At 58.8% G+C, this 12,089-nt stretch carries 12 protein-coding genes; 11 read left to right on the top strand and 1 reads right to left on the bottom strand.

Annotated elements, in window-relative coordinates; translation table 11 throughout:
- Nucleotides 1–354: 354 nt before the first annotated feature.
- The 6 genes from HCK86_RS07730 (at nt 355) to HCK86_RS07705 (ending at nt 6,131) form a co-directional block, all read left to right on the top strand.
- Nucleotides 355–1,359, top strand: coding sequence for an ABC transporter substrate-binding protein (locus HCK86_RS07730; protein WP_176083902.1), 1,005 nt, complete (start codon nt 355–357; stop codon nt 1,357–1,359).
- A 301-nt stretch (nt 1,360–1,660) separates the two neighbouring features.
- Nucleotides 1,661–2,572 (top strand): proline/glycine betaine ABC transporter permease, encoded by a 912-nt coding sequence (locus HCK86_RS07725; RefSeq protein WP_176083901.1) that lies wholly within the window; start codon nt 1,661–1,663, stop codon nt 2,570–2,572.
- Nucleotides 2,565–3,602 (top strand): glycine betaine/L-proline ABC transporter ATP-binding protein, encoded by a 1,038-nt coding sequence (locus HCK86_RS07720; protein ID WP_176083900.1) that lies wholly within the window; start codon nt 2,565–2,567, stop codon nt 3,600–3,602. Before HCK86_RS07725 ends, HCK86_RS07720 begins: the two co-directional genes overlap by 8 nt.
- Nucleotides 3,603–3,866: 264 nt before the next feature.
- Complete coding sequence (gene cobU / locus HCK86_RS07715; protein ID WP_176083899.1) at nt 3,867–4,406, top strand: bifunctional adenosylcobinamide kinase/adenosylcobinamide-phosphate guanylyltransferase; 540 nt, start codon at nt 3,867–3,869, stop codon at nt 4,404–4,406.
- A 130-nt stretch (nt 4,407–4,536) separates the two neighbouring features.
- The gene (locus HCK86_RS07710; RefSeq protein WP_176083898.1) at nt 4,537–5,490 is read left to right on the top strand and encodes a nucleoside hydrolase; all 954 of its coding nucleotides are present in this window, start codon (nt 4,537–4,539) and stop codon (nt 5,488–5,490) included.
- A gap of 275 nt (nt 5,491–5,765) precedes the next feature.
- Nucleotides 5,766–6,131, top strand: coding sequence for a L,D-transpeptidase (locus HCK86_RS07705; RefSeq protein WP_281409592.1), 366 nt, complete (start codon nt 5,766–5,768; stop codon nt 6,129–6,131).
- Nucleotides 6,132–6,296: 165 nt separating this feature from the next.
- Here the strand turns inward: HCK86_RS07705 and HCK86_RS07700 are convergent, their stop codons facing one another.
- Nucleotides 6,297–6,986: a Crp/Fnr family transcriptional regulator gene (locus HCK86_RS07700; protein WP_246739521.1), complete on the bottom strand. Its 690-nt coding sequence runs from the start codon at nt 6,984–6,986 to the stop codon at nt 6,297–6,299.
- A 232-nt stretch (nt 6,987–7,218) separates the two neighbouring features.
- Here HCK86_RS07700 and hemN point away from each other — a divergent pair, with 232 nt between their 5' ends.
- From hemN to HCK86_RS07675, 5 genes are all read left to right on the top strand, one after another.
- Nucleotides 7,219–8,571: an oxygen-independent coproporphyrinogen III oxidase gene (hemN, locus tag HCK86_RS07695; protein WP_176083895.1), complete on the top strand. Its 1,353-nt coding sequence runs from the start codon at nt 7,219–7,221 to the stop codon at nt 8,569–8,571.
- Between the two features lie 94 nt (nt 8,572–8,665).
- Complete coding sequence (locus HCK86_RS07690) at nt 8,666–8,953, top strand: acyl carrier protein (RefSeq protein WP_141147276.1); 288 nt, start codon at nt 8,666–8,668, stop codon at nt 8,951–8,953.
- Nucleotides 8,954–9,087: 134 nt separating this feature from the next.
- On the top strand, nt 9,088–9,576 hold the full coding sequence (locus tag HCK86_RS07685; RefSeq protein WP_176083894.1) for a 3-hydroxyacyl-ACP dehydratase FabZ family protein: 489 nt from the start codon (nt 9,088–9,090) through the stop codon (nt 9,574–9,576).
- Complete coding sequence (locus tag HCK86_RS07680) at nt 9,577–10,779, top strand: beta-ketoacyl-ACP synthase (RefSeq protein ID WP_176083893.1); 1,203 nt, start codon at nt 9,577–9,579, stop codon at nt 10,777–10,779. It begins immediately after the preceding gene.
- Between the two features lie 12 nt (nt 10,780–10,791).
- Nucleotides 10,792–12,075 carry a beta-ketoacyl-ACP synthase gene (locus HCK86_RS07675; RefSeq protein WP_176083892.1) on the top strand — a complete coding sequence of 428 codons (1,284 nt, stop codon included), beginning with the start codon at nt 10,792–10,794 and terminating at the stop codon, nt 12,073–12,075.
- Nucleotides 12,076–12,089 lie beyond the last annotated feature (14 nt).

Genomic DNA, 12,089 nt, shown 5'->3' with positions numbered 1-12,089 from the left:
CCTTCCGCTGCCTCACGTTTTAGCGAAAGATCCTTACTGCTTTGTTAGCAGATTGGAATTTGTTGCCTCTGGGCGAGAGTTTCTGTGGACCGATGGCGTCCTGTCGCGGTTTCAAGCCGTGATGCCTGCACAAATTTGCGGCAGCGGTTGATTTTTACGCTTTTATCCTTAGTTTGAGCCATCGTGAGGGTGTCCTTTGATTGCCCCACCATTTTGGCTGCACGTTTTTCGCGCTCCTTGCGCGTCCGCCTTATCTGGCTTTGTGCGCCTTACCTGCCCTTTGGATCGTCGGTGTGGCAGCGTCCCGGCCGGTCTTTTATCAAAACGCTGCAACATGACTGGAGGGTCTATTAGATGATGAAGCTCATCGCTTCCACCATTCTCGCGACCGGCATGTTTGCGTTTGCCAATTCGGCATCTGCAGCCGACAATGCTTGCGGCGACGTGCAGATTGCTGAAATGAACTGGGCGTCGGCCGGTGTCGGTGCCTGGGTCGACAAAATCATTATGGAAAACGGTTATGGTTGCGATGTCACGCTGGTGACGGGCGACACCATGCCGACATTTACCTCGATGAACGAGAAGGGCGAACCGGATGTCGCGCCCGAGCTTTGGGTCAATGCCGTCAAGAATGCACTTGACGAAGCGGTTGACGAAGGCCGTCTTGTTATTGCCGCTCCGCTTTTGAGCGATGGCGGTGTTGAAGGCTGGTGGATCCCGAAATATGTTCAGGATGCCCATCCCGACATCAAGACCGTTGCCGATGCACTGAAGCATCCCGAGCTTTTCCCGGCACCTGAAGATCCCGATGTCGGCGCCGTCTACAACTGCCCCTCGGGCTGGAACTGCCAGATCTCGACCGCCAACCTGTTCCGCGCATTCGATGCCGAAGACAAGGGCTTCACGCTTGTTGATACCGGTTCTGCAGCCGGCCTTGACGGCTCGATCGCCCGCGCCTACGAGAACAAGGAAGGCTGGCTCGGCTATTACTGGGCACCGACAAGCATTCTCGGCAAGTATGAGATGGTCAAGCTCGATTTCGGCGTGCCGAATGACAAGAAGGAGTGGGATGACTGCACCTCCCAGGCAGACTGCCCCGATCCGAAGATCAACTCCTATCCGGTTTCCGACGTTTACACGGTCGTCACCAAGGATTTCGCTGAAAACAATGCGGTTGCCATGGGGTATCTGAAGACCCGTCAGTGGGACAACCAGACGGTCGGCAAGATCCTCGCTTGGATGAGCGACAATCAGGCCTCGAACGAGGATACGGCTTACTACTTCCTCGAGAACTACCCGGACCTCTGGCACAAATGGGTGTCGGATGACGTTGCGACGAAGGTTCAGGCCGCGCTTTGACTGGCGCTTTACGGGACTGGCGGGCCGTTTTGCCCGCCGGTTTCCGGACGTGGCGCTTTCAGCGGCGTGCCGATGCGCGGTGAAGCGCGCTTCCGAGCCTTCTCTGTGCCGCAATGGCGCAGGCATGAATGCTCCCAGCCCGTGATGGATAGAATGAAAAAAACAAACATAATGAACGGTGTCGATAGCGTCGCCGGCATGAAGGTGGCGGCGCAGCATCACCTTCGCTGTGCGACAAGCTGGCGGCGCGGAACCGTATTTTGCTGGTCGAGTGAACGCAGGCAGTATGGGGGAGGCGCCGATGGGTCCTGTCTGTAATATTCTCCCCGAGATTCTGTGCGAATTCCCGGCGATTTCCAACCACACGATGCGCGCGTTCAAGCGCGCTGTCGACGGCAGTTTCAAGGATTTTGTCCGCGCTTATGGCAATGCCATCGACCATGCGACACAGCCGCTGCAGCTCTTCCTGAACTGGCTTCAGGATCTCTTCACCGATTCTCCCTGGATCATCGTTCTCCTGGTTCTGCTGGTCGTGGTTCATCTGGCCGGCCGCGACGCGAAAATCACCATAGGCACAGCCATTTCCATGCTGGCGATCGGGCTTGTCGGTCTCTGGGAGGATACGATGGTGACGCTCGCCATGGTCACCGTCTGCACGCTGATCTCGATTGTCATCGGCATCCCGATCGGCATTCTGATGGCGCGCTCCAGCCGTACCCAGGCGGTTGTCAGTCCGCTGCTTGATATCATGCAGACCATGCCGAGCTTCGTATATCTGATCCCCGTCGTGATGATTTTCGGCATCGGCAAGGTGCCCGGCCTGATCGCCGTCGTGATCTATGCGATCCCGCCGATCATCCGTCTCACCAATCTTGGCATTCGTCTGGTGGACAAGGAAGTGCTGGAGGCTGCCGATGCCTTCGGCTCGTCGCCGCGCCAGAAGCTCTTCAATGTGCAGATCCCGCTGGCATTGCCGACAATCATGGCCGGCATCAACCAGACCATCATGATGGCACTGGCAATGGTCGTCGTCGCCTCGATGATCGGCGTTGGCGGTCTCGGCAAGAATGTGCTGCAGGCCATCACCAACCAGTTCTTCACCGTCGGCTTCATGAACGGCTTCGCCCTTGTCGGCATCGCCATCATTTTCGACCGCACGAGCCAGGCCTTCGGCAAGCGCCTGCAGAAGCATCAGGAGGTTCTGCATGGCTAGTCTCGGAATCGAAATACGAAATCTTTACAAGATCTTCGGGTCAAATGGTGAGAAATATATCGAAGCCGTCAAGGCCGGCATGACCAAGACTGAGCTGAATGAGAAACATGCGCATGTCCTTGGCCTGAAAGATATCAATATCGCTATGCCTGGCGGCGAAATCACGGTGATCATGGGGCTTTCCGGTTCGGGCAAATCAACGCTGATCCGCCATATCAACCGGCTGATCGAGCCGACCACCGGCGAGGTCATCTATGATGATGCCGATGTCTGCTCCATGTCCGAGAAGGATCTGCGTGATTTCCGGCGCCACAAGACGGCAATGGTGTTTCAGAAATTTGCGCTTCTGCCGCATCGCACAGTGCTGGAAAATACGCTTTACGGACTTGAGATCCAGGGCGTGGAGAAAGCAAAGGCTGATCAGTCAGCCCGGCATTGGATTGACCGGGTCGGTCTTGCCGGTTTCGAGGATCACTATCCCAACCAGCTTTCCGGCGGCATGCAGCAGCGCGTTGGGCTGGCCCGGGCGCTGGCCAATGATGCTGATATCCTGCTGATGGATGAAGCCTATTCGGCGCTTGATCCGCTGATTCGCGTCGACATGCAGACCATGTTGCTGGAGCTGCAGGAAGAGCTGAACAAGACGGTCGTGTTCATCACCCATGATCTTGATGAGGCGTTGCGGCTCGGTGACAAGATCGCGATCCTGCGCGATGGCGAGATGGTTCAGCAGGGCACAGGGCAGGAGATCGTTCTGCGCCCGCACGACGATTACATCGCGTCCTTCGTCAAGGAGGTCAACCGGGGCCGCGTCATCCGCGCCGCCACGGTGATGGAGCCGATCGGCGAGGGGGAGCTGCCGGCGCTCAAGGTGTTGCGCAATCTGGCGCTGGAAGAGGTGGCGCGACGGATGATGTCGGAAAGCGTTGATATGGCAACCGTTGTCGACAAGAGCGGCAAGCCGCTCGGTATTGTCGATCTGCCGGCCGTGGTGCGTGCCATGGTGACCCCGGCTGTCAGTGACGCCTGAGGCGAGGCCAGCCACGGCAGAGTTTCCCGGAAATGCAGGGCGCCGCAGCCAATTGCACAAGGCTGCGGCGCCCGCTATATATGGGTCTGCGTCGGAAGAAAGCCGCATGGTATGGCTGCCGGATTGGCCGGTTGCTGCAATGTGTGCTTGGTTCATGACCGATCAGCAAGGCGGACGCCTCTGATTGTCTACGAATCGTTCGCTTCGATCATGGGCCTGCTTCCGGCGCCTGTCTTTTTTCTTCTTGGTTTCAGGCTGGCATGCATGGCGGCAAGCGAACCGGCCGCTGAGGCCAGAACGGTTTTCATTCTCGGTGGTGCCCGCTCGGGCAAGTCCAGGCTTGCCGAAAGCTGGGCGAGTGCGCGTGCCGGTCAGCATCACTATATCGCCACGGCGGAGGCCGGTGACGCGGAGATGGCTGCGCGGATCGCCCGGCATCGGTCCATGCGCGGATCGTTCTGGCAGACCCATGAGGCGCCATTTGCCCTGGTGGATGTGCTGGCGGACCTTTCGCAAGGCGAGGCGCCGGTGGTGCTCGTCGATTGCCTGACGCTCTGGCTTTCCAATCTTCTGCTTGCCGACCGCGATATCGCTGCGGAAGGCCGCAGGCTCGCCGCATTTGTTGAAACCTGCACCTATCCGCTGTTCATCGTTTCCAACGAGGTGGGACAGGGGATCGTGCCGGATAATGCGCTGGCACGCCGGTTTCGCGACGAGGCCGGCTTTCTCAACCAGGCCATTGCCGCCGTTTCCGGTTCTGTCTTCTTTGTTGCTGCCGGTCTGCCGCTGAAGCTGAAGGGCTGAACGACCACGCGCGGCGCGGCATGGCGCGGTTAGGCTTTGCCAGATGGGGCGAGATCGTGTAGGCCCTTTTACAGGATCGGCGGTTTTGCGCCGAGCAGTTTTCGTTTCACAAATCATTCAGGGTTTTAACATGCATAAGGTCATTTTCGACACTGATCCGGGCATCGATGATGCCATGGCGCTGCTCTTTCTCGCGCGTCATCCCGATATCGATCTTCTCGGCGTCTGCAGCGTTTTCGGCAATGCCTCAATCGAGACGACCACGCGCAATGCCCTGTTCCTGAAACGCGAATGGAAGATCGCCGCACCCGTTGCCAAGGGCGCTGATCGCACGTTTGATGCCTCACGCGCCATGGGCGACTGGCCTGTTGTGGTGCATGGCGTGAACGGGCTCGGCGATATCGATCTGCCTGAGACTGTCGATGTGCCTCTCGATCCGCGCCCGGCGTGGCAGTTCATCATCGAGACGGTCCGCGCCAATCCGGGTGAGGTCGAGATTGTCGCCGTCGGACGCATGACCAATCTGGCGCTGGCGCTGCAGCATGACCCGGAGATTGCCAATCTCGTCAAGCAGGTTGTCATCATGGGCGGTGCCTTCGAGGTCAACGGCAACGTCACGCCGGCCGCCGAAGCCAATATCTGGGGTGATCCTGAAGCCGCCGATGCGGTGTTCACCGCTGCCTGGAAGGTGGTGCTGATCGGTCTTGACGTCACGATGCAGACGGTGATGAGCCGCACGATGATGCAGGATCTGGCCAAGCGCGGCGGCGCCGATCTGGAGCTTCTGGCAAAGATCTCTGATCCCTATATCGATTTCTACAGCCAGATCGTCGAAGACGGCATGGTCGTGCATGATTCCTGCGCCTGCGCCTATGTGGTTGCGCCGGAGCTGTTCGGTCTGCGTGCGGGCTCTGTGCGCGTCGTCTGCGGCGGCATCGCCGATGGTCTGACGCTGCAGGCGCCCGCCAGCCGCTTCTTTCCGCCGAGCGCCTGGGATGGCTTCCCGGCCCAGGACGTGGCCATGACGATCGAACCGGAGAAGGTTGTCGACTTCATTGCCGAAACCCTGGTTCCGTCGAAGTAATCAACTGGCGGTCCCGCGACCGCTCATGTCCGGATAATGGAAAGGCCGCTTCTGTTTTCAGAAGGCGGCCTTTTCTTTTAATTCGTTCTGAATAGGCAAGATATTTACCATAGGTTGAGAGTATTATTGTCGCCGTATCTCATATTGGGTAGGTTTTCTTTCGGGGGAAGCTGGCTGAGAGGGATGATATGCGACGATTTCTGATATTGGGTTCTGTTCTGCTTGCGCTGTCCTGTCCTGCACAGGCTGCACGCAAGTCAGGTGACGATATATTCTTGCCGGGTCAGGTTGTGGCGGCGATCAGCCTTCAAAGCCAGACGATGAAGGTGATTATCGATGGTCAGGAGGCCTATGAATGGCCTGTCTCGACGGGCGCTGGCGGCTACACGACGCCGAAGGGGATCTATGGCGCCGAGTGGCTGTCGAGAAATCATCGGTCGCGCAAGTATAACAACGCACCCATGCCCTATGCGATCTTTTTCTATCATGGCTTTGCCGTTCACGGCACGGACCAGATTTCCAGGCTTGGGCGTCCGGCCTCGCATGGCTGCGTCCGGCTGGATCCTGCCAACGCTGCCATCTTGTTCGACATGGCCAAACAGGCGGGAATTGAGAATATGACGGTGGTGATCGGTGATTGACGAAAACGCGGCTGCGGCCGGCTGCTAATCGGCGTTCCACCGTTTTCAGGCGAGACCGCCGGCCTGACGCATCGGCTCGAGAATCGGAATCGATTTCCGAAAAGAACGATGCGTAGATTCAACAAGATAGAGCGTCCTGGTGCGCCCAAAAGGACGCCCGGCGCTCTAGTCGTTGCCGGCAGCTTCGTTCAGAGCTTCGATATCCGGCACGATGACGTGACGGTTGTTTTCAATCAGGATGACCCGTTCCTTGCGCAGCTTGGTCATCTGGCGGCTGACGGTCTCGATGGTGAGGCCGAGAAAGTCGGCGATATCGGCGCGCGACAGCGGCAGTTCAAATTCGCAGCCGTCATCAGCCTCGGGATCGACATGGGTGGCGATCAGATGCAGGAACGAGGCGACCTTTTCGCGGGCGGTCTTGCGGCCGAGCGTCAGCATCCAGTCACGCGCCTCGTCAAGCTCCTTCAGCGACTGGTCGTAGAGCTGGTGTTCGAGCTCCGGTGTCTCCGAGATCATCCGCTCGATGACGACGCGGGGGAAGGCGCAGATCTCGGTCTCGGTAGCGGCTTCGGCCGTCAGGGCGCTTTCGCGCGAGAAGGGGCGGCCAAGGAAGTCGGGCGCAAACTGGAGTCCGACAATCTGCTGGCGTCCGTCGGCCATCATCTTCGACAGCTTAACGACGCCGCGGAGGATGTTGGAATAATTGGTGACATTCTCGCCCTGACCGACGACTTCCGTACCGATATCGATCGATCGGCGGGTGGAATGCTTGTTGAGCTCAACCAGCTGCGTGGCGTTGAGAACAGAGCAGATTCCGCCGTGACGGGCTTCGCACGCGCGGCAAACGCGTGGCATGACATTGTCGTCAGTTTCTTTCAGCAATTTGTCTTCCATTCTGGACCCGCTCGATGTTCGCCCGGAACAAGCAAGATGAAGTAACCGCAGGAACCAAAACATGCAAGGGTTTCAGCGGTTTTGTTATCGTTGCGAGCATCGCTTCTCTATAATTTGACTAATGTCAAAGCTTGTCAACGGACAAGGGGCTATCGCACAAGCTTATAAAGCGCAATGCGAAAAGGGAGATGTCATGTCAGGTGACAAGAATTTGCTGGCGAAATTCAGCACTCCGGTTCCCCGTTACACGAGTTACCCGACCGCGCCGCACTTTCACCCCGGTATTGATGCCGATACGGTGAAGGGCTGGATCGCGACGCTGAGAGCAGGGCAGACGCTTTCGCTTTATCTTCACATTCCCTATTGCGACCGGCTGTGCTGGTTCTGTGCGTGCCATACCAAACATACGCTTAAATATGAGCCTATTACTCAATATATTCAAGCCCTGCATCAGGAGATCGAAACGGTCGGCCGGCTTGTTCCGGAAGGGGTTCGCGTCACGGCCGTTCATTGGGGCGGCGGCTCGCCGACCATGCTGCGGCCGGATGACATGCGGTTGGTGATGGGCTGGCTCAGATCCGCCTTCAGCTTTGCCGATGACGCGGAAATCAGCGTCGAAATGGACCCCAACGACCTCGATGAACCGCGATATGACGCGCTGGCAGATATCGGTGTGACCCGCGCAAGCCTTGGCGTGCAGGATTTCGAGCCGAAGGTGCAGGAGACCATCAACCGGGTGCAGACTTTCGCGCAGACGCGTTCTGTGGTGGAGGCAATGCGGGCGCGGGGCGTCGCTTCGGTCAATTGCGATCTTTTGTACGGGCTGCCCTTTCAGACTGAGAAGACGCTTCGGCACACGGTTGACAGCATCCTGGCGCTGAGGCCTGACCGGATTGCGCTGTTCGGCTATGCCCATGTGCCCTGGATGAAGAAGCATCAGCGGCTGATTCCCGAAGATGCGCTTCCCGACAGCGTGGCGCGCTTCGAGCAGATGTCGCTGGCTGGCGAAATGCTGGTCTCTGCCGGCTATCATGCGATCGGTATCGATCATTTCGCGCTGGAGGGGGATGGCCTGGCAGAGGCTGTGCGCCATGGCAGGCTCAGGCGGAATTTTCAGGGCTATACCGATGATGCGGCTGACGCGCTGATTGGCCTCGGGGCCTCATCGATCAGTGAGTTGCCGCAGGGCTACTGGCAGAATATGCCGGCGACGGGAGAGTATCAGCGCATGGTGGAAAATGGAGAGCTGGCCGTCGTTCGCGGGATTGCGCTTTCCGATGAGGACCGGATGCGGGCACTGGTCATCGAGCGGATCATGTGCGGCTTCGGCTTTTCGAGCTGCGAACTGACACGCCGCTATGGTGCCCTGGCTGCACCCGTTCTTGAGGAGGCGCGGGCTTTCGCTGTCAAAAATCCCGAGGTTGCGTTATATGATAGGTTCGGCTTTCGACTGAAAAGTGATGCATATCCCTTCGCGCGCTCTGTTGCTGCGATTTTCGATACCTATCTAGGTGGTGGGCGGGGCCGACATTCGGCGGCTGTATGAGGCAGCTGTCGAAAAATCGACTTCGGATGCCCCCGGGCCATTGGCATTTTCGCAATCTTTGCCTATGAGGGGGCTAACTGACTTATTATGAGGTATGGGCGTGAGCGCTACATTTGACAAAGTTGCCGATATCATTGCTGAAACCAGCGAGATTGAACGGGAAAAAATCACCCCGGAAAGCAACACCATTGACGACCTGGGAATCGACAGCCTCGATTTTCTCGATATCGTTTTTGCCATCGACAAGGAATTCGGCATCAAGATTCCGCTTGAGAAGTGGACTCAGGAAGTCAACGAAGGCAAGGTTGCGGCAGATGAGTACTTCATCCTGAAAAACCTCTGCGCCAAGATCGACGCACTGCGCGCCGCCAAGGAAGCCTGATTGCGGCCGGGCGCAGGGAAGAAGCTTCGGTTTCAACTCTATGATGCGCCCGGTTGTTCCTGTTTACGCATCGGTTCGTCCTTTTGTTTTCAGGCAGCTGCCGCCGATGCCGTCTCCGATCGGTGGAGGATGTGATGCTGCTGGAATATTTCCAGATGATCGACCGGATCGAAACCGTGGATCTGACACATGGTCAGCTGACGGCACGTTCGGTCGTTCCTGAAAAAAGCACGGTTTTTGAAGGTCACTTTCCCGGCATGCCATTGGTGCCAGGTGTGCTTCTGATTGAAACCATGGCACAGGCTTCGGGCATGCTGCTGCTCGGGGTCAATGGCTGTGCGGCCATGCCGTTCCTGATGATGGTTGACAGCGCCAAGATGCGCACTTTTGTCGAGCCGAGAGCCGTTCTCGAGATCGAGGCGAAGCTGGAGCATGAAGGCTCGGGTTTCGCGGTCACGAAGGCCAAGATAAAATCGGACGGCAAGGCCGTTTGTGATGCGCAACTGAAATTCAGAACCCTTTCCTTTGCCGATAATGATCTTGCTCCGATCGTGCGTGCCCGCGCCGAGGAGATCGGACTGTTTGCGGCAATCGAACAGCACAAATCTGCAGGGGAGGCCTAGATGAAGAAATCTCCGAATGATGTCGTGGTTACCGGCATCGGTCTGGTCACAAGTCTCGGCGCCGGCTGTGCGCCGCATATAGCGGTCCTGGGCGGCGCCAAAGCGCCCGAGCCCGTCATCAACAGCGAGACGTGCGGACCCTATCCTGTGCATCCTCTGCCCGAAATTGACTGGAAGGACCAGATTCCGCGTCGCGGCGACCAGCGGCAGATGGAAAACTGGCAGCGGCTTGGCGTCTATGCGGCCGGCCTGGCGCTGGATGATGCCGGGGTGAAGGAGGATGAGGGCATCCTCTCCACCATGGACATGATCGTTGCGGCTGGCGGTGGCGAGCGTGATATCGCCGTTGACACGCTGATTGCCAACGAAGCGCTGAAGCGCAATGACCGTGAAGTGCTGCTGAACGAGAAGCTGACCACGGAACTGCGTCCGACGCTGTTTCTGGCCCAGCTCGCAAACCTCGTGGCCGGCAATATTTCGATTGTTCACAAGGTAACCGGTTCGTCCCGGACCTTCATGGGCGAGGAGGGCGCGGGCGTTTCCGCCGTCGCGACCGCCTATGCGCGGATCCTTGCCGGTCAGTCCACCCATACGCTGGTGGGCGCATCCTTCATCGCCGAACGTCGCGACATCCTGCTGATGCTCGAATCGGTTCGCGCCCTCAGGCCCGAGGGCTGGGCGCCGTTGTGGCAGCGTGGTGATGATGTCGAGGGCGGCATGGTCATGGGCACGGCAGGCGCTTTTCTGGTGCTGGAATCACGTCAGTTTGCCGAGGCGCGCGGCGCGCGGATTTATGCCGTCATGACGGGCGTTGAAGGTGATCGCGGCAAACGCGACGATGGCAGGCTTGAAGGCCGTCTGGAGCGCATGTTCAAGGCTGTCGGATTTGCCGGCGAGGCCGGCGATCTGATCTTCTCCGGCGCGACGGGCCGCAATGGCCTCACGCTTCGCGAAGCGGATTTCCTGGCGAAAAGCTTTCCGGATGCGGGCCTTCGCGGCTATTGCGGTCTGACTGGGGCCTCGCTTGAGGCCCAGTTCACCACCGGGCTGGCACTGGCGGCACTGGCGATCAGCGAAAAGGCCTCCGTGCCGGTTTTCGATGCGGCGCGGGAAAAGCCGGCGCAGCCAGCCTCGCGCATCGCTGTCACCACCGTTGGCCATCATCGCGGCGAGGGCGTTGCGGTGCTTGAAGCGGATGAATGAGAGAAAGGGCTGATGATGAGCAAGACCTATACGGATCACCTCGGACGCCCGCTTGTTGCCGTGACGGGCATGGGCGTTGTCACTTCGCTCGGACGCGGGCTTGCCGATAACTGGGCAAAGCTGACGGGCGGCGTTTCCGGCATTCACACCGTGACGCGCTTTCCGGTCGATCAGCTTTCGACACGGATTGCCGGTACGGTGGATTTCATTCCCTCCGAGCCGAATTCGGTTGCCCGTTCCTATGCTTTCGCCGAGGCGACGGTCGAAGAGGCGCTGGCGCAGGCCGGGCTTTCCGGCGATTTCGATGCGCCGCTGTTTCTGGCCGCGCCGCCGGTTGAACCCGAATGGTCGATGCGTTTCGATCTGGCCGACCGGGCAGGCGCAGCCGAGGGCGATGAGGATATCTACGCGCGCTTTCTGACAGCCATGCGCGCGCAGCCTGATCCCTCCTTCCATGAGGCGGTGATGTTCGGTTCGATTTCGGAGCGTCTTGCCGACAAATTTGGCACGCGCGGACTGCCGGTCACCACATCGACGGCCTGCGCATCCGGCGCAACGGCGATCCAGCTCGGTGTCGAGGCGATCCGTCAGGGGCGGACAGACAGGGCGCTTACGGTTGCCACGGATGGTTCGGTCAGTGCCGAGGCGCTGGTACGCTTTTCGCTTCTGTCTGCTCTTTCAACCCAGAATGATCCACCAGAAAAGGCGTCCAAGCCTTTCAGCAAGGATCGTGATGGCTTTGTGATCGCCGAAGGTGCGGCAACGCTGGTGCTCGAATCGCTGGAATCGGCCATTGCCCGCGGCGCCAAGGTTCTCGGCCTGATCAAGGGGTGCGGCGAAAAGGCGGACCATTTTCACCGCACACGGTCTTCGCCGGATGGCGGACCGGCGATCGCCACGATCCGTGCTGCCCTGGCCGATGCCGGGCTTGGCATTGACGAGATCGGCTACATCAATGCGCATGGCACCTCGACTCCGGAAAATGACAAGATGGAATATGGTGCGCTCAGCGCTGTCTTCGGCGAGAGGCTGAAGTCGATTCCGCTGTCGTCCAACAAGTCGATGATCGGCCATACGCTGACCGCAGCGGGTGCGGTTGAAGCGGTATTCTCGCTTCAGTCGATGCTGACCGGTGTGCTGCCGCCCACCATCAACCATGTAAACCCTGATCCGGCGATTGATCTCGATGTGATCCCGAATGTGAAGCGGGCGTGCCAGGTTTCCTCGGTTCTTTCGAGCTCATTCGGCTTCGGCGGGCAGAATGCCTGCGTCGTGATGACACGCGAACCGTCTTGACCTTCGAGCCTGTT

The sequence above is a fragment of the Martelella sp. HB161492 genome, assembly GCF_013184775.1.
Taxonomy (GTDB): Bacteria; Pseudomonadota; Alphaproteobacteria; order Rhizobiales; family Rhizobiaceae; genus Martelella.
Note: the sequence above shows the minus strand (reverse complement) of the source record. Positions and strands in the feature narration are given on the sequence as shown.